The organism is Amycolatopsis sp. NPDC028719 (genome assembly GCF_055565395.1).
In genome coordinates this window covers 728154-750712 of the sequence record NZ_JBVHUL010000004.1, presented here as the reverse complement: position 1 = coordinate 750712, position 22559 = coordinate 728154, and the positions used below count along the sequence as shown (strand labels likewise).

Here is a 22559-nt window from a genome sequence, read left to right as displayed (position 1 = left end):
CCGGCCAGCGGCGCGCCGCGCGATGATCGGCGATCACACTGCTGGTGCGGTCCGAGCAGGCGCGCGCCGGGAGTTCGGCGAGCTGATCCCGCTCCGGCCGTGGGCCGGCGTACCCACCACCTGCCTGCGCGGACACCGGCTCGACCTCGACCTCTACGACACCCTCGCGCCCTACAGCCATCGCTACCGGCTGCACGCCACGCTGTGCGAGGTCTGCCGCAGAGTGGAAGCCTGCGACCCGTCCGAACGCCGCCTCGCCGAATGGGCCCACCTCGATGTCACGAGCCCGCGGGCGTTCGACCCGGCGTTCGGCGAAGGACTGCTCGTCGTCGTCCGCCCGCCGGCACCCGGGACGCTGGCCGGTCAGGTCGACCTTCACCTGGATGGCGCGCAGGTTGCCACGGCGACGCTCAGCATCTGCGTTCCGTGCCGGACCGCCACCATCGACTACGTTCACGTCGCGGCCGGCTACCGGCGTCTCGGCTACGGCCGTACCCTCGTCGCCGCGGCGATGACCCGGGCTCCTGCCTACCGGTGGACGGCTCCGTTGCCCGATGGGCCGGTGGCCCAGTCGTTCCGAGCCCGCATCGCGATGCGCAGGCCGGATCCGCCATGTGGTCATCGACTGGGCTGACGTCGGGATCAGCTGAGCCGGTGGCGAGCCCAAGCTCGAGCGGCGGCGGTGAGCGCCGCGCGGTGAGCGAGTGGCTGATGGCGTTCCAGGTACTCCCAGATTCCCCAGATCGCCACGGCGAACGCCGTCTTGGTCTCGGCGGACGCATTGCGCCAGACCGGCAGCTGGTCTGCCCAAACTTCAGCCGCTGCAGGAGCGTCACCCGCTTCGACGAGGCGGGTGACGAGGAAGGCCGGGTCGATGGCGGGGTTGGCGTGCCGGGACCAGGCCCAGTCGACGATCCGGGCCTGGCCTTCGTGGACGAGCAGGTTCAGGGAGTGCAGGTCGGTGTGCGTCAGCGTCTGTCCCTCGACCAGCTCGACGGCGGTGGCTTCCCAGGCCGTGAGCTGGTCGAAGTGGTCGCGAGCCCAGGGATCGAGGTCGGCCGGGGTGTCCTTGGCGAGGCGCCGCCAGGCGGCCAGCCGGCCCCACTGCTCCGCCAGGGCCGGCGCGTCCACCGAGACCTCCTGCAGTCCCTCGGCCATCGTGGCGACGACGTCGAGAACCGGCTGGAGGTCGGCGGAACCAGGGGACAGGTCGGCGTGGCGGCCGGGAGAGTGCTCGAAACCGAGGAGCAGCCAGCCATCGGCTTCGGTCTGCCACAGCAGTCGTGGTGCGACCGAAGCCGGGAGGACCGGGTTGACGGCCGCTTCGTGTCGGTGCATGCGGCCGCGTTTGCCGTCCGCGTCGGCGATGCCCTTGCAGAAGACCGTGCCGGTCGCAGTGTGCAGTGTCGCGGAGAAGTCGGAGTTGCGGCCCGCGCTGGGAAGCACGGCCTCGCGGACGTCGCCGGTCTCGTGCTCGATGGCCGCGCGGACGGCGGCGGGCAGTGCTTCCCAGGTGCTGCGGGGCATCCGGTTCGGCCTCCTATCGCGCCGGCGGTGGGTCTTCGTGGCAGCCATTGTGGCAACCGGTGCAGCTGCCGAGCGCGGCGCGTGGCCACAGCGCGTCGTCGAGCTGGAAGCCGAGCGTGCGCATCGCGGCGCAGGTTCGGGCGAGGACGTCCGCGGGTGACTCGGCGGGGCGCTGGTCGTCGTTGGGGACGTGGTGGAGGAACCTGCCGGCCACGCGATCGCAGAACGCGGCGTACTCGTGGGTGTCGAGGATGAAGGTGTGCCAGCCGATGTCGACGAGCTCGCTGGGGGCCAGCGGTGCACCGACGTTGACTGCGCAGGCGAGGAGGAACGCCAGCGCCTGGTCCATGATGCGTTCGGCCAGCTCCCGCTCGAAGCGTTCGGCCTTGATGATGCGGTCGGTGAGCCGGTGGAAGAGGTCGTCGGCGATGAGGGCTCGTCCGGTGCGGTGCGGGCTGAGGGTGATCGACATCGGTGCTCCAGCGGCTCGGAGGAGTTGGTGACCTCAGCGTCGAGCGCGACGTGACGAGCCGGGAGGCCAGAGCACGGGGCGGCCTGGGGAGGCCGGGGGCAGCTCGGGGCAGATGGGCTGAACGCCATGACTCTGAGCGTGAGCGTGGATACACTCGCCGTGACCAGGGAGGACGGATGCCGGAGCCGAACGGCCTGTTGCGCGCAGCACGAGAACGGCTGCCGTCACCCGGGGCGCCCGGCGAGCACGCATCTCGGGCCGACGTCGCCGATGCCGTGGCCAGCTGGCTATGGGAGACCACCCATCAGCGGTATCCCTTCGACGCGCACTACGTCGCGAAGCTCGAACGAGGCGTCGTCCGCTGGCCCAGTGCGGCCTATCGAGCCGGCCTTCGGCACGTGCTCGGCGCACCCGATGACGCGGCGCTCGGCTTCGCCCCATCCTCGCGCCTCGCCGACCCTGCTCCCGTGCCGTCCTCGTTCACTGCCTGGCACGCCGACCGGGTGATTTCGCAGGCCGTCACCACCACCGAACAGGACCTGATGCCGACGTCACGTCGAAGCCTGCTGGCGACCGCCACTGCCCTGGCCGGTTCAGCGCTCGCCGCGGAGCTCACCCCGTTCCTGTGGCCGGCGACCGCAGCCGGGCCCCGAGCGGGCGCTGCGGCTTTCAGCGTCGACGAGCTGACCTCGGTCGAGGAGTTCGTGCGGTTCGTGCGGCAGTGGCGCACGACCAACAGCACCGTGGCGCGTTCGTCCGCCGTCGCGCAGCTCGACAGCCACCTGCGGCGGCTCAAGACGGCGCCGACCGGCACACGGCTAACCCAGCGCGGGTTCCGGGCCGGCGCCGAGCTGGCCGACATCGTGGCGACGATGGCCTGGGACGAAGGATCGCACGGCGCCGCGCAGCGCTACTTCACCCTCGCCGCCCAGCTCGCCCACCTCGCGGGCGACGACGCCTTGGCCGCGGTCGCTCTCGCCTCGCTGGCCCGGCAGTGCTACGACCTCGGTCGGCCGCACGACGGGCTCGAAGTTGTCCAGCTCGCGCAGTACGCCACTCGCCGGACGGCCAGCCCGCGCCTGCGGGCCGTCCTGGCCACGCGGGAGGCGTGGGCGCACGCCCAGCTCGGCGACACCCGGGCATTCCGGCGCTCGGTCCACCTTGCCGAAGACCACTTCGGCGAAGGGCTACGCGACGGCGACCAGGACACGCCCTCGGTGCGCAGCCTGGACGAAGCCGAGCTGGTGGGCGTCATCGGCGCCCGGTACCGGGACTTGGCTCGCCACGACGCTCGTTACGCCCGTCAAGCCCAGGACTACATCACTCGAGCGATCTCCCTGCGGGATCCCGGCCGGCGTCGCAACCGCGTCTTCGACCTGGTGGGTCTCGCGCGCACCCACCTGATCGGTCGCGAGCCGGAGCGGGCCGCGGAACTGATCATGATGGCCCTGCCCGACGCGGCGTCTTGGACGGCGGGTCGGGTCGGAGTGAAGCTGCGGGACTTCCATCGTGAATCAGCCCGGTTCGCTACCGTTCCCGCCGTACGCGACGTCCGCGAGGCCATCGCGGCGAAGCTGACAGCGTGAGGGAGAGGACGACACGTGGTGCGCATCGGGATCACCGGCCACTCGAACCTGACCGACTCCACCGCCGAACTCGTAGCGGACGAGCTGCGGAAGATCCTTGCCGACCAGCCCGACCACCTCGTCGGCGTCACCTGTCTCGCGCGGGGTGCCGACCAGGTTTTCGCCCGGGTCGTCCTGGATCTCGGCGGCGCGCTCGAGGTCGTGCTGCCGGCCGCAGACTACCGCGAGCGCAAGGTTAAGCCCGACAACGCGGCCGACTTCGACAGTCTCATCGCGAACGCGAGCGTTCACACGATGCCGTTCACCGAGTCGAATCGCGACGCCTACATGGCCGCCAGCGAACATGTTCTGTCCATCGTGGACAAGGTGGTCGCGGTCTGGGATGGCGGGCCGTCCGGTGGCCATGGCGGCACCGCGGATGTCGTCGATGCGGCGAGGAATCGAGGTCTGGACGTCACGGTCGTCTGGCCGGAGCGCGCTGCCCGAGTCTGAAAGTCCTTCAGCGACGGCCGATCCGATCGCGCCGTGACGGGATTCCCTGCCGTCGCCGGAGGACATCGTCACAGGGCTCGCACTGCTGGTGAACGCGGTTGTTTCGACCCTCACCAGAGAGCTTGAACTCCGCCTCGCCGGATTCGCCGCAGAGCATGGTGACAGCTTCTCCCGGCTGGGGCACCGCGGTGAGATCCATACGATGCCACTTGCCGTTGAGGACTGGCTGGATCGTCTGCGGGTCGACGTAGATGACGGCGGCGACCATCACGACGCCCGAGCTTGGAGGGAATCGAGCCAGGCCTCGATCGTGACCGGCTTGGCGAAGGCGCGCCCCAGCAGTGCCCTCGCGGTGTCGTGGTACTTGTTCAGCACGTCCTTGTCCGTGCCGTACGTCGTGCAGTGGCTGTGCTTGAGCGCGACGGCGATCGGCCTGGGGCCGTCCTCGAATAGCGTGAAGGCTGCCGCGGAATCGGGTCCCGACTGGACGATGTGAATTGTGACGTCGAGGCGGCGCCCTGCTTCGCGGAGCTGCCTGATCTGCTCAGCGCCGTCGGGTTTGTCGCGGGCCATGCGCAGGGCCTCGTCGCCGATCAAGAAGACGTACCGGCGTCCACCTTGCTCCATCGTCTGCCGACGACACTGGCGGTGAAACAGCTCCTGGTCATGGCGTTCGGACTGCTCCGTGGGCTCATCTTGAGCCGCGACGGGCGGCGGTGATGGCAGCAGGAGGTCCGGGATGCGGAATGGTGCCCACTCCACGATTCGGCTTGAAAGTTGCTCGTATGTCCACAACAGATCGATCAGCGGCGACGCGGACTGGTCGACGAAGTTCGGGACGTCGACCTGCTTGGCGATCTTCATGATCTGGTCGAATTCGGAACGGCTGACTCGGAGGCAACCGAGGATCTGCGCGACCAGCGTGGGCTCGGGAACGTTGGTCCCCAGTTCCACGTTCGACAGCTTCTGGGCGCTGATTCCCAGCAGACGAGCCAACTCGCGGAGCCCCATCTTCCGGCGCTCGCGCGCATCGCGCAGTCCGACGCTCACGGCGAGTACGGCAGGTTTGCGAGTTGCGTTCATCGTTCGGTCCTTGCTTTTACGTTGGTCAGCTGAAGAAGCTTCAGGAAGTTGGCGAAGCCCGTGAAGTACGCGGCTGAGCAACACATACAGAGCCAGGTCTTCCTCGTTCGGCCATTCGGGACCGCACGCTGGGTCGTCGTCTGATTTCTGTTTCGAGGTTATGGTTTTCAGTTGCCGCCGGTCTTGGGTGGCACCCCTGGTGACCGGGGCTCACATCGGAGGGGGAAGCGAGGTGGTCGACCAGCCACCGGGGTGCCGAAATCGACCTTCGCGGGTCGTCCAGCTGAATCACCAGGGCGTAAATCCGGGGCGAATCTGTAGGAGATCTTGCGTACAGCCATCTGACCTGCGGTAACCTGATGACCTCAGGCGGTGATCTAGGGAGTGAATCATGGGAACGCGGCGCCACGGGCTCATCCGGGCTCGTAAGGCAGCTGGCTACACCCAGGAGACGCTGGCCATCGAACTGGGCCTCGACACGACTACCGTCGGGCAGTGGGAACGCGGCAAATCGGAGCCGCTGCCTTACAAGCGGCCGAAACTCGCAAAGGCGCTCGGCGTCACGTCGCGCGGCCTCGAAGAGCTGCTAGCCGAAGGCGCCGCCGTGGTGTCCCGTCCGAGCGCTGACTACGAAACCTGGGCCGACGACCTGGACCGAGTCGCCGTCTGCCTCGGCCGCCAGGAGTTCGACCTGGCGAAGCTCCTGCTGGATCGCTGGACCGGCCGGCTGGTCCCCAGCGGCGATGACCGCGGGCTCTACCTCTACGGCCGGTCGCTACGGCTTCTCGGTGATCTGCGCCAGGACCAAGGCGTCCTCACCGGACCGATGTCCGCCCGGCAGAGCTACGGACGTGCCATGGTGGTCTTCCGCGAGCTCGGTGCCGACCGGCGGGTCGCGCAGCTCGAACTCCAGCTGGCTGTCCTCGACGAGATGGGCGGCAACCACGAGCCTGCCGCCGAGCAGTACCGGCAGCTGGCCACGGACACCCGTCTCGACGCCCGCGACCGCACCCGCGCCCAGCTCTGGGTCGGGACTGCGCTCAGCAAGGCGGGCCGGAACGCGGACGCGATCACCTTCATCAAGCCCGCCATCCGGCAGTTCGAGGCTCTCGAAGAGCCGCAGGACTGGTCGGTGGCGTTCCAGAAGCTGGCCCTGGCGCACCGTGGTGATGGCGACCTACGCCAGGCCGGCGTCGCCTTCCAGGTGGCGCTCGACCACCGGCCCGGCGACGCACCCATGCAGCGCGTTCGCCTCGACACCGCGCACGGCCACCTCCTGCTGTCCGACCCCGCCACGGCCGACAGCGGGCTCAAGCTGCTGGAGGGCGCCGCCGCAACCTCGACGCAGTACGGGATGATGCACCAGCTACAGGCCATCTCGGGCATTCGCCGCGCGTACGAACGCCAGGCGTAAGCCCGCGCACGCGACCCGAGGGAGTACGAACGCGCCGTGACGCGGCAACTTACCGATGTGGAGTGGCACGACGCCGAGCTCGTGTGGGACTTCCACCAGGTCCACCACGAGATTTCTGCGTGCGACGTCGCCATCGCGCTGGGATGTAACGACATCGGCGTCGCCGAGTACGCGGCCGAGTTGTACCACCGCGGCATGTTCAAGACCGTCGTCTTCACCGGTGCGACCAGCCGGGACACCGCCGCCATCTTCCCGCGCGGCGAAGCCGTCCACTTCCGCGAGCGCGCCTTGGAGCTGGGGGTGCCGGACACCGCCATCCTGGTCGAGCCTGAGGCCGCGAACACCGGCGCCAACATCACGCTCTCCCGCGACCTGCTCATCGGGGCCGGGCTGACACCGGACTCCGTGCTCCTCATCTCGATGCCGTACATGGAGCGGCGGGCGTTCGCGACCTGCCGGCGCCTGTGGCCTGAAGTCGCGGTGACGTGCACGTCGGCGCCGCTGACGCTGGAGGAGTACGTCAAGACGATCGGCGACGCCGCCGAGGTCGTCGACATGATGATCGGCGATCTGCAGCGGGTGATGGTCTACCCCGAACGTGGCTTCGCCATCGAGCAGCCGGTGCCGCCCGCTGTGGCCGCCGCGTTCGATCGCCTGGTCGCGGCGGGATTCAACAGCCGCCTGCTCTGATCGGCAGAAGTCGATCAAGTCGGTAGCGGACCGTCACGGCCGTGCTGCGATTGGGTGATCTGTCGCTACTTGTGTCCACATGGACACGGAGCGGGCATACCGTGGTTCTTCCAGGTAGGGGGGCCTGCCGGGCGAGTTTCGACGGCGGTGGGGAGGGCCGATGACCGAAACCGGGTCCCGCGGTTTTGCGGCGGCGCTGCGAGGTCGTGAGTTCCGCGCGCTGTGGCTCGCCGAAGCCTTGTCGGTCTTCGGCGATCAGGTAGCGCGGGTGGCGCTCGCGCTGCTGGTCTACGCCCGCACGGACTCCGCGGCGCTGACGGCGCTCACCTACGCCCTGACCTTCGTGCCGGCGATCCTGGGCGGCTTCCTGCTCTCCGGTCTGGCGGACCGCTATCCACGCCGGACGGTGATCGTCGTGACCGACGTCGTGCGTGCCGTGCTGGCGGCGGCGATGGCCGTGCCGGGGATGCCGCTCTGGATCCTTTGGGCGTTGATCGGCTGCCTGACGATGGCTGCGGCGCCGTTCAAGGCCGCTCAGCTCGCGCTCCTGCCGGACGTGCTTCCGAACGGGCTGTACCAGGCCGGTCTCGGCCTCCGGCAGATCAGCACACAGACGGCCCAGGTGGCCGGCTTCGGGCTCGGCGGCCTGCTCGTGACGAGCTTGAGCACCAGCGGCGCGCTGCTGGTGAACGCCGCGACGTTCCTGGTCAGCGCCGTTGTGGTCGCCGCGGTGGTCCGAACTCGTCCCGTCAGCCGAGCCGAGACCAAGTCGACGCCGCGGTCAGCTTCGGTGGCCAGCGACCCGCGGATGGTCGCCATCTACATGCTGGCCGCGATGGTCGGATTTCTTGTCGTACCTGAAGGCTTGGCGGCGCCGTACGCGAACGCGGTGGGCCTAACGTCGATCGGGGTCGGCGTCCTGATGGCGGCCGATCCCGTCGGCAGCGTGCTCGGCGGCTGGCTGGCCAGCCAGCTCCGGCCCGATACCGCGCTCACGGCGAAGCTGGTCGTCGTGCCGGCGGCGGCGTCGGGCCTGCCCCTGATCGCTTGCCTCGCGCTACCGGGCGCTTGGTGGGCCGCATGCCTCTGGGCGGTCTCGGGTGCGTTGTCCACCATCTACTTGATCCGGCTGCAGGCGGTTGTCGTCGAGCTGGTGCCGGACGCGCGTCGCGGCACCACGATGGGACGGCTGAGCACCTGCCTCTACAGCTCGCAGGGCATCGCGATCCTCGGCGCCGGCGTGGTCGCCGAGCGGGTCAATCCCGTCTTCGTCGTCGCCGCGTCGGGCGCGGTGGCGTCACTCTCCGCAGTCGCGGCCGGGTTCGTCTGGTGGGCGGCTCGACCTCGGCAGGCGAGAACTGTCGAGGACGAGCCCGCACCGGCGGATTCAACGCGCTTAGAAGTCCTTGTTACGCATAGTAACCCCCTCCCGGAGCGTCCGGCGGCGGGAGGTGCCGAGGTGCGGCAGCCGGAGCTCGAGGACCTCGGGTCCTCCCCTGGGAACGGAAGCGAGATCAGTATGCCGAACGAGGGGGTCGCTGAGCGCTCCGGTTGGTCACGATGGGCTATCTGGTTGCTACCGCGGCCTGCGGCGGTGTTTCTGCTGGTCATCGACGCCATCGCGGTAGCGGCAATCGCCTTCGACGCGAGGGCCCCGATGGCATGGCGAGATGTCGTGTCCTGCGGGTTGATCGTCGGGCTCGGCGTCCTGGCCGCGGAGATGACCCGCCGGGTCGAGCGGCGGCGACGGCGGTTTTCGGACACCCCGCACGTCAACTTCTCGTCCGTGTGGACCCTGGCCGCCGCGCTGACCCTTCCGACCGCCTTGGCGGCTCTCGTCGCCGTGCTGCTGTACCTGCACCTGTGGCTGCGCAGCTGGCGGGGCGTCGCCGGGATCCACGCGCACCGCGTCATCTTCAGCACGGCGAATGTCATCCTGTCCTGCCAGATCGCCGGGTGGGCTGCCAAGCAGCTGCACGTCGTGCCGCCCGGCCAGGAAGCCGGCATCTGGACCGCGGTGGGCTTGGCATCGGTGATCGCGATCTACTTCACCGCGAACTCGACGATCGTCGGGGTGGCGATCGCCCTCGCCAGGCGGAGCCTTTCGTTCAAGCGGATGCTCGGCGCGCTCAACGAGAACATCCTCGAACTGGCGACATTGTGCATGGGCGCGCTGACCGCGGTCCTCCTGACTCTGCGCCCGTGGCTCGTGATCGTGTTGTTCCTGCCGCTCTACGCGTTGCACCGGAGCGTCCTGATCCGCCAGTTCGAACACGCCTCGACCACCGATTCGAAGACCGGACTGCTCAACGCGGCGAGCTGGCACGCGATCGCGGCGAAGGAGATCGACCGAGCTCGCCAGCTCGGCTTCAGCGTTGGTGTCCTGATGATCGACATCGACCACTTCCGCGACGTGAACAACGTTCACGGCCACCTGACCGGCGACAGAGCGCTCGTACTTGTCGGCAACGCCATCCGCAGCGAAGTCCGGAGCGACGACCTCTGCGGGCGGTTCGGTGGCGAGGAGTTCGTCGTCCTGCTGCCGGGCAGCTCGCCGGACGCGATTCACGCCATCGCGGACCGCATCCGGGAGCACGTTGAACGCACCGTCATCGAGCCGGATTCCGGACCAGGCTTCCACGTCAGCGTGTCGATCGGCGCAGCTGCGTTCCCCGCGGCGGGCAGTTCGTTGGAAGAGGTCCTGATCTCCGCGGACAACGCGCTGTTCGCGGCCAAGGACGCCGGGCGCAATCAGGTCCGAGTCGTCAAGTCGACCGCCTAGCGATGACCGCGGCTGTCGGCTCGTGTCTGGTCGCGACGCTGCTGCGACCACGTGGCCAGGGGGCGCAACGCGCGCAGAAGCGCACGGCCGTCGGGTGACAGCTTGTACCAGACATTGGAGAAGGCGCTGCCTTCCGCGCGTCGTTCGACGAGCCCGTCCTGCTCGAGCCGCCGGAGGGTGTCGGTCAGCGTACGAGCCGTCAGCGGCTTCGAGTGCGCCGTCCAGCCGGAGCGCTCCTCGGCCTCGTTCACCTCGTTCCGCAGCTTGGTGAACTCCAGCTCGCCGAGCGCGAGGGTCGCGAGGACGGCGACGGTCCAGTCACCTCGCAGCAGGGCAAGTACCTCGTACACGCTCTGCCGGTACGGCACGTCCCAGTCATCCACACCTGCAGACCTATCACGAAGTGCCGCCCGGCTTGCCCCAGTCGAGCCCTTGACGTCCCGTCGGCAGGACACCTTCGTCCGAACGAGTGAAGATCCGTCGACTGAGTCCAGACTCACCCGCCGACTTACCTTGCACTCAGCCGAGGTCAGGCCGCTAAACCGGAAGTCACCCGGGCTCCGGCGCCTGGGAACGGAAGAGGAATCGAAGGGGACGGTGGCCGGCCGTGTCTGGCGAGAAGGCCGGCCGGTCACCGCGACCTACAGCGGGAGGGAAGCTGCGATGACGACTTGTTCGCTTGAGCCGATCAGTCGGCTACCCGTTCGCGAGGAGCATGGCGGCCAGCGTGCCGGCGATCAGGAACGGCCCCATCGGGATCGCGGTCCGACGCCGACCGAGACGCATGATCGTCACCGCGATCGCGGCGGCCAGCCAGGGCAGCAGACTGCCGAGAACGAGCGTTTGCCAGCCGAACCACGCAAGTGCCGCGCCGAGAGGAACGGCCAGCTTCACGTCCCCGCCACCGAGCTGGCCGGGCGCCATGAAGTACACGGCGAGGAAGAACGCGGCGGTCACGGCCGCGCCGACGACGGCCCGAGCCAGCGAACCGGCCTCGCGGTTGAAGACGGCGGTCGTGACGACCGCGGCGCCGACCGAACCGGCGAGTCCGAGAACAAGCAGGTTCGGCAGGCGACGGTGTCGCGCGTCGGCGAAGGCGAGTGGCACGCCGAACGCCGCCACGCTCGCGGAAATCGCGAACGGCGCCACGTCGTGAACGCGCCAGGTGAGCGCGCCGACGAGTGCGGCCGCGATCACCAGCTGCGCCGCTACCTGCCGGCGGGGAGAACGGACCACGAGCGCGCCACCCATCACGACCGCGACGGCGGCCGTGATGCCGGTCAGGATGAACAGGGGTAGCGGAATGATGTCGACTCCGTCAGGTGCGGTTCGTCCATCATGGACGAAGGTGTCAACCCACGCGATCTTGTTGGGCTTCGCCGCGCTCACGCTCAGCGCGTGCTCCGGCGGCGGTTCTTCCGCACCGTCAGCCTCTGCCTCGAACCCACCGGCGACCAGCTCGACCTCGGTTCCGCAGCCGACTCCTGCGCCCCAGCTGGCGACCGATGCCTACGTCGGCATGTGGCGAGCGATGGCAAAGGCCGGTGAGACGGCGGACTGGCAATCACCCGAAGTGGCGAAGTACGCGACCGGTGACGCGCTCGGCGTGATCAACCGCAGCCTCTACACCGACCACCTCAACGGCGTGGTGTCGAAGGGAGCGCCGGTGACGAGCCCGAAGGTCACCGAGGAGAAGCCGCCGAGCAAGCCCACGACGATCATGATCTCCGACTGCGGGGACAGCACGAACTGGCTGAAGTACAAGAAGGACGGTTCCCCTTTCACCGACTCGCCGGGCGGGCATCGCGCGATCACCGCGGAGGTCAAGAAGCAGGCGGACGGCTCGTGGAAGGTCACCAGGTTCGCGGTGGAGGGGGTGGGGACATGCTGAATCGAGCAGCGCCCGCGGCCGTGCTGGCGGCGGCCATCGTCGTGATCGGGGCCGCGCCCGCGCTCGCCGACGGCTACGGCTACACCGACTGCAGCCAGTACCCGAACCCCGGCTGCGAACTCGGAGCGGGCAAGGGCGGCCAGCAGGGTGGTGACCACGGCAACCAGCCGAACAAGCCCGGAGGCCCAGGGCACCACAACTCCGGCGGCCCTTCGGATCCCGGCGGCGACACGATCATCGGCGGCGGCAATCTCGCCCAGTGCGGCTACGAGCGCAGCGGATACCAGGGACCGCCACCTGGAAGCGCTCAGCCGGCAGCGTTCCATGTCCCACCGAGGAATGGACCGGCCACGGCGGTGCCTGCTGTCTATCGGCGACTGGCGGGCGCGCAGCCACCGTCCGGCGCCTGGTACGTCTACAAGTGCACTGGGGCCGGCTTCCGGGACACGCTGTACCGGCCACCCGTCTGGATCGCGGACGGTGAACCAGGTCCGGCGCCGCTGCCATCGCCTGCTGAGCTCGCCGCGCAGGCGCGGAACCAGCTGCGTCTGCCCGCGCCGAAGATCAAAGCGAATCCGGCCGGCGACCAGCTGGTCACCTTGCCGACCTGGCTGTGGCTGGACCGGAGCAGCTGGGGTGACGTCTCGGCCACTGCGTCGGTGCCGGGGGTCTCGGTGACCGCGGTCGCCAAGCCGACCTCGGTGACCTGGTCGATGGGCGAAGGTGGCTCGGTGACCTGCACCGGCCCCGGCTCGCCGTTTCCCGGAGGCGGTGACCCGAAGAGCGCCTCGCCGGACTGCGGCTACACATACAAGACGTCCTCGGCCGGCCAGCGCTCGGACGCGTTCCCGGTGACCGCCACGGTGAACTGGACCGTGACGTGGTCGGGCGCAGGCACGGGCGGCACGTTCCCGAACATGACGACCTCGGCCTCGGCGGCGTTCCGAGTGGCGGAGAGCCAGGGAATCGCGACTGGCTGAGGTCCGGCACGCACAACACAACCCCCGTTGAGAAAAGGCCCGTCGAACACCCGAGTCGACGCGTCGCGATGGCGTCATGCCTTGAGGAGGTCGGTGGTGACCACTACCGCAAGTTCAACCAGCCCGGACGTGAAACCCGCGTCGCTGAACTCGTGGGCGAGCCGTGATAGCAAGACGCCCGCACGCCTGAGTGGTGGAGGCCGGCGCCGCAGCGTGCCCCACCTGCTGCTCGGCGTCCTGCTGGTCGCCGTTTGCTCTGCCGGAGGCGTGTTCGCCGGGATGCAGCTCGGCGACCGCGAAAGCGTCGTCGCGCTGGCCCGTGCCGTTGCCGTGGGCCAGCTTCTCGAGGTTCAGGATCTCAAGCAGGTCAGCATGGCGGTGGACTCCGGAATGGATGTGCTGCCCGCGTCGGCAGCATCCACAGTGGTCGGCCGGCCGGTGGCATTCAGCCTGCCCGTCGGCTCGCTGGTGACCCGCTCGGTCCTCGGCGTTCCTCAGATTCCTGCGCCCGGCAAGGGTGTCGCGGCGGTGGGGCTCAAGCCGGGGCAGTTTCCGCCCGACCTGTCGCCCGGAACCACAGTGGCGGTCCTCGCTATGCCGACGCAAAGCCCGGCTGTCGGAACGCCGGTCAGCCAGACGTCGTCATGGACCGCGGTGGTGGCCGCCGTCGCTGCCCGGGAGACCGAGCAGATCACCGTGGTCTCCTTGCAGCTGGCCGAATCGGACGCTCGCGCGTTGGCTTCGGCCCCGGCGGGCCAGCTCAGCCTCGTCGCTATTGCCGGGGGAGGACGCTGATGCTGATCGCCGTCTGCTCCCTCAAAGGCTCGCCCGGTGCTACCACCCTGGCGACCGCGCTCGGTGCCTGCTGGCTGGCCCAGCAGAGTCCGGTCGTCGTCGAAACCGACCCGGCCGGCGGTGACCTGATGGCCCGCTTCCGGCTGTCCGACACACCGGGCCTGGTCAGCTTGGCCGCAGCGGCCCGAGGCCGCGGAGGTGCCGACCCGAACCTGCTACTCCAGCACACCCAGCCCCTGCCGGGCGGCCTGCGTGTCGTGCCTGGCCCGGTCGGCGCCGAACAAGCTCGTGCAGCGCTCGCCGTGCTGGCCTCCGGAGTCTCGTCGCCGCTGCGTCGCGCGGCCGACCAGCCGGACACCGTGGTCATCGCCGACTGCGGCCGGGTCGATCCCGGTTCGCCCACGCTGCCGATAATCCGCGGTGCGGACGCGATGCTGCTGCTCGCGCGCCCGCACGACGACGAGCTCGCGCACGTCGCGCTCAAACTGCAGGCCGCCCAGCAGTGGTCACCCCGACCGTGCCTCGTCCTGGTGGGCGACGGCTACCCGACTGCGGAGGTCTCGCAGACGCTGCGGATCCCGGTGATGGGCCGGGTGCCTGCCGACACCAAGGGCGCGGCGATGTTCAGCGGCCAAGGCACGAGCCGGCGCGGGGCGGGCAAGTCCGCGCTTGGTCGGGCCGCGGCAGCGATCGCGCTGAACCTTCACGCGCACGGGCACCAGCCGACCATCACCGAGGGAAGCCGGCCACCGCACCTGCGGCTGGCGGTTGTCAGCGAGTCGGTCCCAGGCGTACCCCCGCAGCGGGTCGGCCCGCACATCCGGAACGGGGCAACGCCATGACGCGCCCCGACCTGGCCGCGCCGGTCAACGGCCGCTCGCACGCGCCAGGACCGACAGACCTTCCACACCGGCCTGCTGGTGAGACCGCGGCGGTGGAACGGCTGCGGCAGCACCTGCGTGACGAGCTGTCCAGCCAGCTCAGCCACCGCGTCCGGGCCGACGAGTCCGCCGGCCGGCCGCCGATGGACGCACCGGCACGCCGTTGCCTGGCCGAGGCCATCCTGACCGACGCGGCCGAAGCGCACGCACAGGCCGAGCTACGCAACTCCGCGGCTGGCGGGATGCTCGTGGCTCCCGAGGTCGAGCAGCGCGTGATCCGCCAGGTCCTCGACGAGGTCTTCGGCCTGGCCGGCCTGGAACCGCTGCTCGCCGACACCGACATCGAGAACATCAACATCAACGGCGACCGTGTCTTCGTCAAACGCGCCGACGGCGGTCGCAAGCGTTTGCCTCCGGTGGTCGGTTCCGACACCGAGCTGATCGAGCTCATCCGCGACCTGGCGACCCGTTCCGGCGTGGAAGAGCGACGCTTCGACCGCGGCAGCCCGATCGTGAACTTCCAGCTACCCGGCGGCGAGCGCGTCTCGGCGGTCATGGCGGTGACCGCACGGCCGTCGGTGTCGATCCGCCGGCACCGGTTCACCAAGGTCACCCTGGCCGACCTACGCAAGAACGGGACGATCGACGTCGCCCTGGAGAGCTTCCTGAAAGCCCTCGTGAAGGCGAAGCGCAACATCCTCGTCACCGGCGGCACGGCGATCGGCAAGACCACCATGCTGCGCGGCCTGGCCTCGGCCATCCCGCCGTGGGAGCGCCTGGTGACGATCGAGGACGTCTTCGAGCTCGGCCTCGGCGAGGACGCCGACGTCCACCCGGACGTCGTCGCGCTGCAGGCCCGCGAGGCGAACATCGAGGGCCAGGGCGAGATCTCGCTGTCAGACCTCGTGTGGCAGTCCCTGCGGATGAGCCCGGACCGGGTCATCGTCGGCGAAGTCCGCGGCCGCGAGGTCATCCCACTGACCAACGCGATGTCCATGGGCAACGACGGCAGCATGGGCACTCTGCACTCCTCCAGCAGCCAGGGCGCGTTCACCAAGCTCGCCGCCTACGCGGTGCAAGGCCCAGAGCGGCTGCCGATGGAAGCCACCAACCTGCTGGTCGCCGCTGCGCTGCACTTCGTCGTGCACCTGGAGAAGCCCCGAGACGACCCCAGCAAGCGCGTCGTCTCCTCGATCCGCGAAGTCGTCGGTGCCGACCGCGCCCAGATCATCAGCAACGAGGTCTGGCGGCCCGGCCCGGATCTGCGCGCGGTGCCCGGCGCACCTCTGCGCACCGACACCGTCGACCTACTGGTCGAAGCGGGCTATGACCCGGACTTGTTCGAGCGGCGCGAAGGCTGGTGGACGCCATGACCATCGTCTTACTGGGCGTGCTCGGAGGCGGTGTCGCCGTCGGGGCCCTGCTTATCGCCATCGGTTTTCGCGGTCGGCCCGCGCGTGTGGTGACGCCGTCGCGGCTGAGCACCTGGCTGACCGCACGGCACGACCGCAAGCAGGTCGGCCTGCTCGTCGTCGCCGTGCTCGCCGGCTTGGCGGTCGGCGTGGTCACCGGCTGGGTGGTCGGCGGCATCCTGGCCGTGGTTGCGGTGGCCGGCCTGCCGCGGATCCTCGGCTCGAACGTCGACCACCAGCTCGAACGCATCGAAGCCATCGCCGGGTGGACGGAGATGCTTCGCGACACCCTCGTGGCCGCGGCCGGACTGGAGCAGGCCATCCTCGCCACCGCCCCGGCCTGTCCGGAGGCGATCCGCGAGGAGATCACCGAGCTGGCCGTCCGGCTGGAACGCGGCGACCGCCTCGCGCCGTCCCTGCGACACCTCGCCGACCAGCTCCGCGACCCGACCGCCGATCTGGTGATCTCTGCACTCGTCCTGGCCGCCGAGCACCAGGCCCGGCAACTGGCCGACCTGCTCGGCGAACTGGCCGGCGAGGCCCGTGAACAGGCGTCGATGCGCATGCGGGTTGAGGCCGGCCGTGCTCGCACCCGGACCAGTGTGCGGGTCGTCGTGATCACCACGTTGGTCTTCGCGGTCGGGTTGGTGCTGCTCAACCGCGGTTACCTCGCTCCCTACGACTCCGCGTTCGGGCAGGTCATGCTGCTGCTCGTCGGCCTGCTGTTCACGGTCGCCTTCACCTGGCTCGGGCGGATCGTGCGCCAGCGTGATCCCGAGAGGTTCCTGACCGAGCTGAGCGCGATCCGCCAGCACGACGCCGATGTCGATGACCTGCTCACCGGGAAGGGAGCGTCGTCATGATCGAGGCGTTGCTCTGGGGAGCCGGGCTCGGCGTCGGCTTGTGGGCGCTCGTGGTCTACGTGTTCCCGCCGCGGCCGCCGCTGCGGGCCCTGGTCGACCGGCTGCACGCGGCGCCAGCGCCGCCGCCGATCCTCACCGCCGAGTCCGACGGCTGGGCGCTGCGGGTGGGCCGTCCGTTCGTCAAGCCGCTGGCTGCTCTCGGGTTGCCCAACAGCAAGCTACGCAACGACCTCGCGGTCACCGGTAAGGGCATCGAGCACCACTTGGCCGAGAAGGCGTCGCTGGCGCTGGCGGGGTTGCTGCTGCCGACCGTGATGCAGGTGCTGCTCGTCGTGGCCGACGTCGGCCTCGCCTGGGAAGTTCCCGCGGTCGCCGGTCTCCTCTTCGGGCTCGGCGGATTCCTGCTCCCGGACATCCGCGTCCGAAAGGAAGCCGAGCGGCGCCGCTCCACCTTCCGGCACGCGTTGTCGGCCTACCTGAATCTCATCCGGGTCCTGCTGGCCGGCGGCGCCGGTGTCGACGGCGCGCTGTCGGACGCGGTTGGGATTGGCAAGGGCTGGGCGTTCCAGCAACTTCGTCGCGCCCTGGTTACAGCCAAGCTGACCCGCACCACGCCGTGGGCCACCCTCGGTCAGCTTGGTGGCGAACTCGACGTGCATCAGCTCTCCGAGCTCGCAGCGTCGGTCAGCCTCGCGGGTACCGAAGGCGCCCGCGTCCGCGCGAGCCTCGCGGCCAAGGCCGCAGCTCTACGTACTCGCGAACTCACCGATGCCGAAGGCGATGCCCAGGCAGCGACCGAACGGATGAGCCTGCCCGTGGTGATGCTGTTCATCGGCTTCCTCGTCTTCATCGGGTATCCCGCCCTTGCCAGCGTGCTGGCCGGCTTATGAGTCCACTTCAGACTGTCGTACCTTCAAGGAGAAGCTGATGTTGAACGAAGTTCAGATTCTGATCGCCCGCGTCCGTGCCGAGCTGGAACAGCTCCGTCATGACGAAGGCGGCTACTCAACCGAAGCCGTCGTGGTGACCGCTGCCTTGGTCCTCCTGGCGATTGCGGTGGTCGCAATCATCGTCGCCAAGGTGACCGAGAAGGCCAACGGCATCACCCTCTAGGCCGGTGACCACGATGCCTCGAAACGTACTGCGCCGACTTCGCACGGATGAGCGCGGCGCCGGCACGGCCGAGCTCGTCATCGCCACCCCGCTGCTATTGCTGCTGGTTCTGCTCATCGCTCAATTCGCGCTGTACATGCACGCCGTCCACATTGCTCAAGCCGCTGCGTCCCAGGCGCTGTCCGCGGCACGAATCTCCGGCGGCAGCTCAGCCACGGGTGACACCGAGGGACAACGAGTCCTCATGCAACTGGGCAACGGACCGTTGCGGGAGACCTCGGTGAACGTCCAGCGTGGAGCTGTCCAGGTATCCGTGACGGTCACCGGAAATGTAACCAGCCTGATCCCGTTCGCAACCTTCGCGGTCCACGCAGAAGCCGTTGGGCCAGTGGAGAAATTCACCCCGCCGAGTGGAGCCGGGGCGGTGACACCATGACCGCGGCCCGCAGCCTCCTTGGGCTACGGCGGGACGACCGGGGGTCCGCCGCGGCCGAGCTCACCCTCCTGACCCCGCTGCTGATCCTGCTCTTGCTGTTCGTCGTCTTCTGCGGCCGGCTGGCCGATACCAAGCTGCGAATCAACGACGTCGCCCACCAGGCCGCCCGCGCCGCCACTCTGGCCCGCAGTCCATCGCAAGCCACCGCCAACGCCCAGGCCACCGCCAGCGCGGCCTTGCGCTCGGCCGGGATCGCATGCCAGTCGCTGTCGGTGTCCGCCGAAACCCAGGGCCTCAAACCTGGGGCCACGGTGACCGTCACCGTGACGTGCAGCGTCGGACTAGGCGACCTGACCTCGCTCGGCGTGCCCGGCAGCCGGACGTTCGCGTCCACCTTCTCCTCGCCAGTCGACGTCTGGCGCGGCACGTCGGGAGGTACGGCATGAGGTCGATCGCAGTGCTACGTCGGCTGCGCGACGATGAAGAAGGCCGGGTAACCGCCTTCGTCGTCACCATCGCGCTCGCGGCCCTCCTCTTCGCCGGCCTCGTGCTCGATGGCGGGCTGGCACTGGCCGCCAAGGTCCGCGCTATCGGCGAGGCGCAGGAGGCCGCGCGGGCCGGCGCTCAGGAGATCGATCTGGCTGCGTACCGCGCCGACGGCTCGCTGCGCTTGGTCCCGCAGCGGGCTGGCGCCGCGGCCCGGAGTTACCTCGCCGCCGCGGGGCACACCGGCAGCGTGTCGGTCACCGGCAATAAGGTCGCCGTAACCGTCACCATCGACCAGCCCACCCAGCTGCTCGGGCTCGTCAGCATCGCCTCGATCACCGTAACAGGAGCCGGACAAGCTGAACCACAGCACGGAATCTCCGGCGTACTTCCATGAGAGGACAAGAAAATGGTGACAACCGAAGAGATCGAACGTCGCGTCGAGGAAGCTGACGCAGCCCGCAGCGCGAAGAGGACGGAAGCCGCGCGGCGCGTCGGTGAGCTCGTGCGGCAACGGACTGAAGTGGCCGACAAGCTCGGCGAGATCGACCGGCAGCTTGGAGACGTCCTCGTCGGAGCGAGCGACGTCATCGGCGTTGACGAGCTGGCCAAGTTCACCGACGTCTCGGCCGCTGACCTCGCCCAGTGGCGCGACGGCCGCAAGACTACCCGGACCAGGCGTAAACGGCAGACCGCGAGCGCGCCTACCCCGAAAAGCAGTCCGAGCGCGCCGCCGACGGTCGCCGGGACGCGGATGTCGGCCGCCGATGCGTCCACACGGGTTCCCGTACCGGTGCCGTGACCTCGCAACCGCCCCTCTCGCGCCGGACGCGGGTGTTCGCCGCGGCACTCCAGTGTGTCCGCGGACTGCTCGCGTCCGGCGCCCTGGCCGGCCTGGTGGCGGGCCTGCCTTGGGCTCTGGTGCGCTTCGTAGGCTGGCCGCTACCGGACCAGCTGCCGACCTGGGACGAGATCCAGGCGACCCTGCTCAACCCGATGAGCGTCCGCTTCCTGCTGAACACCTTGGCGGTGGTGTGCTGGGTCGTCTGGTTCTTCTTCGTCCTGGACGTCCTTCGCTGCTCCGTCGACGCGGCGCGCGGAATAACGTGGCCTGGTCGCTGGCCCGGCCCGCTGCGCGGGGTCGCTGCGGTCCTCGTCGGGACCATCGTGCTGACCCTGATCGGCAGCCGGAGCGCGTACTCGGCGCTGCCGTCGATCACCGCGGCGCCCACCGTCGGCGTCCGGCCGGTCGCCGCCGTCGCATCGCTACCTCCAGGTCCGGCACCACAGGCGACCAGCGCGGTGATCGATCCCGCCGCGCCGGCTCCGGCCGGCATGGTCCAGGTCACCGAGGAAGTCCGGCTCCCACACGACGGGGTCCACGACAGCCTGTGGCGCGTCGCCGAGCGCCTCTACGGTCCTGGTGGCGGCAGCCGTTGGCCTGAGCTCTTTCAGCTGAACCGCGGCGTGGAGCAGCCCGACGGACGCGCGCTGACGAAGCCCGACCTCGTGCGGCCCGGCTGGAAGATCACCGCGTACATCCCGGCGCCCAACCAGGAGCATCCGTCAGTGCCCCGACAGCCACCACCTCCCGCGACCACGGCGCCGATGACGCCCACCCAGTCGGCTCCGGAACCAACCGCGTCGGGGGAGCACCGGGAAGACCGTCCCGAGCCTGCGGTGGACCTGGTGACGGGCGTGTTCGTCAGTCTCGGCCTGGCCGGAGCGATCGCCGCGGCCGTGGTGTCTACCAGGATGTGGCGTCGGCGGCGCTATCGGATCGGAAGCGGCGACCGTGCTGACCTCCAGCGCCCGATCGCTCCCGTGGTCCGTGCCCTCTGCGCCGCGCACGACGACGGCGACCTGCAGCCTGGTGAAGTTGCCGAGCTCGTCGACCTGGCCTCACCGGGGGAGTCAGAACTCGGCGGCGAGCTGGACCAGGTGCCCGCGAAGATCGGCGTCCGAGAACGTCGCGAACTGGCCCTGAGCCTCGCCAGCACCCGCGGGCTTGGCCTCGCCGGCTCCGGAGCGACCGCGGCCGCTCGCGCGCTGCTCCTGCACCTGCTCGCCGAGCATCAGCCTGGCAACGGAGTCGGCGTGATTGTGCCCGCCGACGACCTGCGTCTGGTTTTTCACGGCATCGCCGTTGAGGACCTGCCAAGCAGCGTTCACGTCGTCGCGACGCTCGACGCCGCGCTCGACGAGATGGAGGCGGCCCTGCTGACTCGCACTCGCCACGCGATCGAGGAGACCGAAGCTCGGCCCGTCGTACCTTCGCTCGTACTGCTCGCCAGGCCGGCATCCCACGCTGATCGTCGCCTGCAAGCCGTCCTCGACAACGGCTCGATCCTCGGCCTGGCCGGCGTGCTCCTCGGCCAATGGCGTCCCGGCGCGACGCTGCTCGTCCGCCAGGACGGCACCGTCAGCGCGACCAGTCCCGGGATCGACGACGTCCTCACCGGTACGCGCCTGTTCAACGTTCCGGCAGCCGACGCCACCTCTCTCCTCGAAGTACTCCGAGCTGCAGAGAGCGCCGCCGAACAGGCTCGGGAACCGGTTCCCGAGCAGCGATCAACGGAGGTCGAGGCGAGCAGCTCGCTCGAGCAGGAGGTGCAGCACGCCGAGGACAACCAGCCGCCGGCCCGCAAGGAACCGCCGGTCGGTACCAAGCAGACCCGGCTGTTCCTGCGTGTGCTGGGCCGAGTCCAACTCGCCGTACGGAATGAAGCAGGCGATCGCGAGCTGGGCGGTGCGTTCACGCCGAAACAGCGCGAAGTCCTCGTCTTCCTCGCGCTGCATCCCCAGGGAGTCCGGCGCGAGGTACTCAACGAGGCCGTCTGGCCCGACAGCCGCCCGCCGCGGCCGTACAACTCATTCCACAACACCCTCTCGACGTTGCGGCGCGCCCTCGCCGACGCCACCGACGGCCAGACGGGCAACCTCGTCCTCAACGAGGACGGTCGCTACCGGCTCAGCGACGAACTCCTCGACGTCGACTTCTGGCAGCTGCAGCGCGTTCTGCAGGCGCAGCGCCCACCGGACGAGCACGGCAGTGCCGGCCTCCGCGACGCGGTCGAGCTGTACCGCGGCGACCTCGCCGAGGATCTGCTCGCCCAATGGATCGAACCCTTCCGGGAATCCGTCCGCCGAGACGTCTTGGACGCGCTCGGCGCGCTTATCCGCGCCGACGGCGACATTTCCCCGGAGACCGCACTGGTTCTGCTTGAACGAGCTCGCAAGTTCGACCAGTACAACGAAGGCGTCTACCGCGATATCATTCGTATGCAGGCACGGTTGGGCCAGTACGCGGCTATTCCGCGGACCGTCGCGCTTCTGAGCACGACGCTCGTCGAGATCGACCAGCAGGTGAGCGCCGAGACTCTCAATCTCGCCGATTTCCTCCAGCGTCGAGGCAGCGCGCGATGGAACGATGCCGCCGGCAGTGCAGCGGCTAGTTGACCGGCGGAGGGAGCTACCTCCGCAAGGTCCTTGCAACGGTCTTCTCGCGGTGCCTGTTAGAGCGGTAGCCCCCGTCAGCATATGAAGCGCCAGGTCGGAACGCTTATGGTGCCTACCGATGTGACGCCCGACTCGGATGCCGGCAGGCATGTGAACAGTCGGGAGGGGCGCGCCGCCGACAGCTTCGTTGACGTGCT

The 22559-nt window shown here is 69.3% G+C and carries 25 protein-coding genes; 19 read left to right on the top strand and 6 right to left on the bottom strand.

All coding sequences use genetic code 11. The annotated features are described in order from the left end of the window. Window positions 1–22: 22 nt before the first annotated feature. On the top strand, window positions 23–634 hold the full coding sequence (locus ACZ4TR_RS22155) for a GNAT family N-acetyltransferase (RefSeq protein ID WP_465288772.1): 612 nt from the start codon (window positions 23–25) through the stop codon (window positions 632–634). Window positions 635–642: 8 nt separating this feature from the next. On the opposite strand, the gene ACZ4TR_RS22150 is transcribed toward ACZ4TR_RS22155, so the two are convergent. Further along, the gene (locus ACZ4TR_RS22150) at window positions 643–1527 is read right to left on the bottom strand and encodes a phosphotransferase (RefSeq protein ID WP_465288771.1); all 885 of its coding nucleotides are present in this window, start codon (window positions 1525–1527) and stop codon (window positions 643–645) included. A 13-nt stretch (window positions 1528–1540) separates the two neighbouring features. Further along, entirely contained in the window at window positions 1541–1999 is a 459-nt protein-coding gene (locus ACZ4TR_RS22145; protein ID WP_465288770.1) for a glycine-rich domain-containing protein, read from the bottom strand. 176 nt (window positions 2000–2175) lie between these two features. On the opposite strand from ACZ4TR_RS22145, the gene ACZ4TR_RS22140 reads away from it, so the two are divergent. Together ACZ4TR_RS22140 and ACZ4TR_RS22135 are read left to right on the top strand one after the other, a co-directional pair. Continuing rightward, entirely contained in the window at window positions 2176–3585 is a 1410-nt protein-coding gene (locus ACZ4TR_RS22140; RefSeq protein WP_465288769.1) for a hypothetical protein, read from the top strand. Between the two features lie 15 nt (window positions 3586–3600). After that, window positions 3601–4077 carry a hypothetical protein gene (locus ACZ4TR_RS22135; RefSeq protein ID WP_465288767.1) on the top strand — a complete coding sequence of 159 codons (477 nt, stop codon included), beginning with the start codon at window positions 3601–3603 and terminating at the stop codon, window positions 4075–4077. Window positions 4078–4084: 7 nt separating this feature from the next. Here ACZ4TR_RS22135 and ACZ4TR_RS22130 read toward each other — a convergent pair whose 3' ends face one another. After that, window positions 4085–4345: a hypothetical protein gene (locus ACZ4TR_RS22130; RefSeq protein WP_465288977.1), complete on the bottom strand. Its 261-nt coding sequence runs from the start codon at window positions 4343–4345 to the stop codon at window positions 4085–4087. Beyond that, entirely contained in the window at window positions 4345–5127 is a 783-nt protein-coding gene (locus ACZ4TR_RS22125; protein ID WP_465288766.1) for a Scr1 family TA system antitoxin-like transcriptional regulator, read from the bottom strand. Before ACZ4TR_RS22125 ends, ACZ4TR_RS22130 begins: the two co-directional genes overlap by 1 nt. 424 nt (window positions 5128–5551) lie before the next feature. Between ACZ4TR_RS22125 and ACZ4TR_RS22120 the strand changes: the two genes are divergently transcribed. From ACZ4TR_RS22120 to ACZ4TR_RS22110, 3 genes are all read left to right on the top strand, one after another. Next, complete coding sequence (locus ACZ4TR_RS22120) at window positions 5552–6574, top strand: helix-turn-helix transcriptional regulator (protein WP_465288765.1); 1023 nt, start codon at window positions 5552–5554, stop codon at window positions 6572–6574. 36 nt (window positions 6575–6610) lie between these two features. Beyond that, a complete protein-coding gene (locus ACZ4TR_RS22115; protein ID WP_465288764.1) occupies window positions 6611–7264 on the top strand; it encodes a YdcF family protein in 654 nt (217 codons plus the stop codon). Between the two features lie 160 nt (window positions 7265–7424). Further along, the gene (locus ACZ4TR_RS22110) at window positions 7425–10046 is read left to right on the top strand and encodes an MFS transporter (protein WP_465288763.1); all 2622 of its coding nucleotides are present in this window, start codon (window positions 7425–7427) and stop codon (window positions 10044–10046) included. On the opposite strand, the gene ACZ4TR_RS22105 is transcribed toward ACZ4TR_RS22110, so the two are convergent. Both ACZ4TR_RS22105 and ACZ4TR_RS22100 read right to left on the bottom strand, forming a co-directional pair. After that, window positions 10043–10429: a winged helix-turn-helix transcriptional regulator gene (locus ACZ4TR_RS22105; RefSeq protein WP_158641374.1), complete on the bottom strand. Its 387-nt coding sequence runs from the start codon at window positions 10427–10429 to the stop codon at window positions 10043–10045. The two genes, ACZ4TR_RS22110 and ACZ4TR_RS22105, sit on opposite strands and share 4 nt — an antisense overlap. 313 nt (window positions 10430–10742) lie before the next feature. Continuing rightward, the gene (locus tag ACZ4TR_RS22100) at window positions 10743–11435 is read right to left on the bottom strand and encodes a prepilin peptidase (protein WP_465288762.1); all 693 of its coding nucleotides are present in this window, start codon (window positions 11433–11435) and stop codon (window positions 10743–10745) included. A 142-nt stretch (window positions 11436–11577) separates the two neighbouring features. Here ACZ4TR_RS22100 and ACZ4TR_RS22095 point away from each other — a divergent pair, with 142 nt between their 5' ends. From ACZ4TR_RS22095 to ACZ4TR_RS22035, 13 genes are all read left to right on the top strand, one after another. Then, window positions 11578–11937 carry a hypothetical protein gene (locus tag ACZ4TR_RS22095; protein WP_395937537.1) on the top strand — a complete coding sequence of 120 codons (360 nt, stop codon included), beginning with the start codon at window positions 11578–11580 and terminating at the stop codon, window positions 11935–11937. Further along, window positions 11931–12917, top strand: a complete 987-nt coding sequence (locus ACZ4TR_RS22090) for a hypothetical protein (protein ID WP_465288761.1) — start codon at window positions 11931–11933, stop codon at window positions 12915–12917. The genes ACZ4TR_RS22095 and ACZ4TR_RS22090 overlap by 7 nt, the downstream gene beginning before the upstream one ends. Before the next feature lie 96 nt (window positions 12918–13013). After that, the gene (locus ACZ4TR_RS22085) at window positions 13014–13712 is read left to right on the top strand and encodes an SAF domain-containing protein (protein ID WP_465288760.1); all 699 of its coding nucleotides are present in this window, start codon (window positions 13014–13016) and stop codon (window positions 13710–13712) included. Then, window positions 13712–14554 carry a chromosome partitioning protein gene (locus ACZ4TR_RS22080; RefSeq protein WP_465288759.1) on the top strand — a complete coding sequence of 281 codons (843 nt, stop codon included), beginning with the start codon at window positions 13712–13714 and terminating at the stop codon, window positions 14552–14554. Before ACZ4TR_RS22085 ends, ACZ4TR_RS22080 begins: the two co-directional genes overlap by 1 nt. Further along, the gene (locus ACZ4TR_RS22075) at window positions 14551–15966 is read left to right on the top strand and encodes a CpaF family protein (RefSeq protein WP_465288757.1); all 1416 of its coding nucleotides are present in this window, start codon (window positions 14551–14553) and stop codon (window positions 15964–15966) included. Before ACZ4TR_RS22080 ends, ACZ4TR_RS22075 begins: the two co-directional genes overlap by 4 nt. Continuing rightward, complete coding sequence (locus ACZ4TR_RS22070) at window positions 15963–16868, top strand: type II secretion system F family protein (protein WP_465288756.1); 906 nt, start codon at window positions 15963–15965, stop codon at window positions 16866–16868. Before ACZ4TR_RS22075 ends, ACZ4TR_RS22070 begins: the two co-directional genes overlap by 4 nt. Continuing rightward, a complete protein-coding gene (locus ACZ4TR_RS22065; RefSeq protein ID WP_465288755.1) occupies window positions 16865–17758 on the top strand; it encodes a type II secretion system F family protein in 894 nt (297 codons plus the stop codon). Before ACZ4TR_RS22070 ends, ACZ4TR_RS22065 begins: the two co-directional genes overlap by 4 nt. A 37-nt stretch (window positions 17759–17795) precedes the next feature. Next, window positions 17796–17981, top strand: a complete 186-nt coding sequence (locus ACZ4TR_RS22060) for a hypothetical protein (protein ID WP_103355629.1) — start codon at window positions 17796–17798, stop codon at window positions 17979–17981. Between the two features lie 13 nt (window positions 17982–17994). After that, window positions 17995–18417 (top strand): TadE/TadG family type IV pilus assembly protein, encoded by a 423-nt coding sequence (locus ACZ4TR_RS22055; protein ID WP_465288976.1) that lies wholly within the window; start codon window positions 17995–17997, stop codon window positions 18415–18417. Next, a complete protein-coding gene (locus ACZ4TR_RS22050) occupies window positions 18414–18863 on the top strand; it encodes a TadE/TadG family type IV pilus assembly protein (RefSeq protein WP_465288754.1) in 450 nt (149 codons plus the stop codon). The genes ACZ4TR_RS22055 and ACZ4TR_RS22050 overlap by 4 nt, the downstream gene beginning before the upstream one ends. Continuing rightward, window positions 18860–19300 (top strand): hypothetical protein, encoded by a 441-nt coding sequence (locus ACZ4TR_RS22045; protein WP_465288753.1) that lies wholly within the window; start codon window positions 18860–18862, stop codon window positions 19298–19300. The genes ACZ4TR_RS22050 and ACZ4TR_RS22045 overlap by 4 nt, the downstream gene beginning before the upstream one ends. Before the next feature lie 12 nt (window positions 19301–19312). After that, window positions 19313–19705: a hypothetical protein gene (locus ACZ4TR_RS22040; RefSeq protein ID WP_465288752.1), complete on the top strand. Its 393-nt coding sequence runs from the start codon at window positions 19313–19315 to the stop codon at window positions 19703–19705. After that, window positions 19702–22362, top strand: coding sequence for a hypothetical protein (locus tag ACZ4TR_RS22035; RefSeq protein WP_465288751.1), 2661 nt, complete (start codon window positions 19702–19704; stop codon window positions 22360–22362). Before ACZ4TR_RS22040 ends, ACZ4TR_RS22035 begins: the two co-directional genes overlap by 4 nt. The last annotated feature ends 197 nt before the right edge of the window (window positions 22363–22559 follow it).

Excerpts from the sequence above, each read along its gene's own strand:
- ACZ4TR_RS22070 (WP_465288756.1), top strand. The coding sequence starts at position 15,963 with ATGACCATCGTCTTACTGGGCGTGCTCGGAGGCGGTGTCGCCGTCGGG.
- ACZ4TR_RS22065 (WP_465288755.1), top strand. The coding sequence starts at position 16,865 with ATGATCGAGGCGTTGCTCTGGGGAGCCGGGCTCGGCGTCGGCTTGTGG.
- ACZ4TR_RS22040 (WP_465288752.1), top strand. The coding sequence starts at position 19,313 with ATGGTGACAACCGAAGAGATCGAACGTCGCGTCGAGGAAGCTGACGCA.
- ACZ4TR_RS22045 (WP_465288753.1), top strand. The coding sequence starts at position 18,860 with ATGAGGTCGATCGCAGTGCTACGTCGGCTGCGCGACGATGAAGAAGGC.
- ACZ4TR_RS22060 (WP_103355629.1), top strand. The coding sequence starts at position 17,796 with ATGTTGAACGAAGTTCAGATTCTGATCGCCCGCGTCCGTGCCGAGCTG.
- ACZ4TR_RS22140 (WP_465288769.1), top strand. The coding sequence starts at position 2,176 with ATGCCGGAGCCGAACGGCCTGTTGCGCGCAGCACGAGAACGGCTGCCG.
- ACZ4TR_RS22075 (WP_465288757.1), top strand. The coding sequence starts at position 14,551 with ATGACGCGCCCCGACCTGGCCGCGCCGGTCAACGGCCGCTCGCACGCG.
- ACZ4TR_RS22120 (WP_465288765.1), top strand. The coding sequence starts at position 5,552 with ATGGGAACGCGGCGCCACGGGCTCATCCGGGCTCGTAAGGCAGCTGGC.
- ACZ4TR_RS22090 (WP_465288761.1), top strand. The coding sequence starts at position 11,931 with ATGCTGAATCGAGCAGCGCCCGCGGCCGTGCTGGCGGCGGCCATCGTC.
- ACZ4TR_RS22155 (WP_465288772.1), top strand. The coding sequence starts at position 23 with ATGATCGGCGATCACACTGCTGGTGCGGTCCGAGCAGGCGCGCGCCGG.
- ACZ4TR_RS22145 (WP_465288770.1), bottom strand. The coding sequence starts at position 1,999 with ATGTCGATCACCCTCAGCCCGCACCGCACCGGACGAGCCCTCATCGCC.
- ACZ4TR_RS22110 (WP_465288763.1), top strand. The coding sequence starts at position 7,425 with ATGACCGAAACCGGGTCCCGCGGTTTTGCGGCGGCGCTGCGAGGTCGT.
- ACZ4TR_RS22130 (WP_465288977.1), bottom strand. The coding sequence starts at position 4,345 with ATGGTCGCCGCCGTCATCTACGTCGACCCGCAGACGATCCAGCCAGTC.
- ACZ4TR_RS22150 (WP_465288771.1), bottom strand. The coding sequence starts at position 1,527 with ATGCCCCGCAGCACCTGGGAAGCACTGCCCGCCGCCGTCCGCGCGGCC.
- ACZ4TR_RS22050 (WP_465288754.1), top strand. The coding sequence starts at position 18,414 with ATGACCGCGGCCCGCAGCCTCCTTGGGCTACGGCGGGACGACCGGGGG.
- ACZ4TR_RS22055 (WP_465288976.1), top strand. The coding sequence starts at position 17,995 with ATGCCTCGAAACGTACTGCGCCGACTTCGCACGGATGAGCGCGGCGCC.
- ACZ4TR_RS22095 (WP_395937537.1), top strand. The coding sequence starts at position 11,578 with ATGGCAAAGGCCGGTGAGACGGCGGACTGGCAATCACCCGAAGTGGCG.
- ACZ4TR_RS22080 (WP_465288759.1), top strand. The coding sequence starts at position 13,712 with ATGCTGATCGCCGTCTGCTCCCTCAAAGGCTCGCCCGGTGCTACCACC.